This is a genomic window from Pseudoalteromonas sp. Z1A6 (genome assembly GCF_011378745.1).
GTDB lineage: Bacteria > Pseudomonadota > Gammaproteobacteria > Enterobacterales > Alteromonadaceae > Pseudoalteromonas > Pseudoalteromonas arctica.
On sequence record NZ_WTKW01000505.1, the window covers coordinates 1 to 2155 of the forward strand.

The 2155-nt window shown below is 40.6% G+C and carries 1 protein-coding gene; it reads right to left on the reverse strand.

All coding sequences use genetic code 11. The annotated features are described in order from the left end of the window. The coding region (locus tag GQR46_RS18950) for a contractile injection system protein, VgrG/Pvc8 family (RefSeq protein WP_277344154.1) at positions 1 to 2093 on the reverse strand (2093 nt) is incomplete at its 3' end. Positions 2094 to 2155: the final 62 nt, after the last annotated feature.

The following is a 2155-nucleotide window of genomic DNA, read 5'->3' on the forward strand; positions in this document are numbered from 1 at the left end:
GACGTTGTTGCAGCAATACCTGAGTCATTAATGGTTATATCACTAATACGGCTAATACTGGCAGGGCTTGCATTGCTCGGTGCCCGCGCTGTTTGTGGGCTGGTTATGTCGTAATCAACTGGGCCATCAAAGGTTATAAATGTGCCATCGAGTGTGAGTACATTGGTGGCGGTAATATCAACATTACCTTGGCTGTCGAGTTTTATCTCACCGCCCGCGTTGTGAATAATTAAATCTCCACGGCCCGAGCCCGTAATGCTTATATTATTGTTTGTTTGTAAAAACGTAGAACCAGTAGGCACATTAAGCTTTAAGTCGCTGTTATTAGTTTTAAGGAGTATGTCGCTTTGTGCATGCACTTTTACTGCACGCCCAGTGAGAAGTGAAATTTCACTATCGCTCGTAAGGGTTGCATTTTTACCACTGAACGCTTGGCTGCCACCACTTTGATAATTTACATGGCTGTTAGTTGTGGTTTGCGACACGGTATTTTTAACATCAATAAATTGATTGTTTTTAATAACAAACTGAACATTGTTTTGTTCGGTTTCAAGGCATAGGTCGCGCCCTGCGTGTAGATTAATAGTACCGAGCTGGCTTATCCATTGAATAAATTGGCGGCCTGATTTTATAGCATTTAATTCAATATAGTGCTCACTGGCGAGTGTTTGTAAGATGACTTTGGGCACATCTTTGTCGTCATCAAACAGGAGTTCATTTTGCGCCGCGCTTAATAGGCGATTATGTGTTGGGCTAGCAGCTGTAACTACACTTGGCTGATCGGCGTTTAGTGCAAAGCCCATTATAAATGTGTTGTTTGGGTCGTTATTAATACACCCAATAAGTACCTCAGAGCCACCAACGAGTGGGAAGTGCCAGCCAGTGGCTTGAGGTTGGTTTTCACAGGCATATAGCGCTAGTTTTTTTAGTGCCGGACTTGATTGAATTACTGGGCGAGCTGTTTTATCAAACTCGTTACGAATACGGTATTGACCGTGTTCATCTACAAATGCATTACTTGTGAGAGATTCTACTGTTGCGGAAAATACCATGGGCTTAGGTGTATGAGGCTCAGGCATTGCTTTGTAAGGAGTACCGCGCTCTATAAATTGCGCTGTGCAGTGGTAGTGGGTTTCACCTTCATGGCTGCTTTCGTCATTTGCTTGATTAAGTGTGTGCTCTATTGCAATGCATAGCAAATCACCACTGGCAAAGCCCATATTGTCGTCAAGCGAAATTGAACAGCCCGCAAATACATCAGATACATTACCCGTAAGCGTAACCAGTTTATTGTGTGTGGCTAATGCATTACTAAAGCTTTGTGTTTGTGCTGATGCTTCTGCGCTTGAGTTTGCAGCAGGCTCGAAAAAAGATTGGCTGTTACTGGCTACTTTTTGAAATTGCCCATGGGCATTACTTTGCGCTGCATTATTATATAAGGTTTGTGTTACTTCACTGTGCATAAAGCCGACAAAGTTACCCCAGTACTGGGCGTTCATCCCCGCGTTTGCTTTAACTTCTAATACACCCGTACTTAAATAAGGGCTGTTGAGGTTGCTGTCACTTATAACAAGTGTTTCGGTGCTTGATTCGCTTTCAATCCAGTAAAAAAGGCCATGCTGTGACATCAAGCGATTAAAAAAGGCCCAGTCACTTTCCATTGCTTGCACACATTGCTTTAAATGCGGTAAGGCGGAGCTGGTCCTAAAAACGATTTGTCCTGATGAATAACCTGCTTTTTGTGCTAAGTAATTTAATACATCTTGTACATTTACAGTAATAAAGACTTTACTGTTTGAGGTGTTTTTTAAGGTGGATAGTCGATCTTGAATGTTTATTTTAAAGCGATGTAGATTGTTGAATACACCCATATTGGTAACAGATGTAATCAAGCCGCATTGCTCTCGATATTTTTTGTTTTTATTAACAAAAATAACACTGGCATTAGCAAGTAGGATATCTGTATTAATTTTTACTGAAGATTCAACGGTGAGTGAATAACTAAAGCCTTTATTAATTTTTTCGTAGCCATGTAGGTAAGTAACATTAAAGTCTTTGTCATTAACCTTCAAAAAAAAATTAGATTTAGTCAAAACGTTGCAATCCCTGCTCAGTAAAATTAGTGGCGTAAACATACCTTTTTGTGTGTTAATGA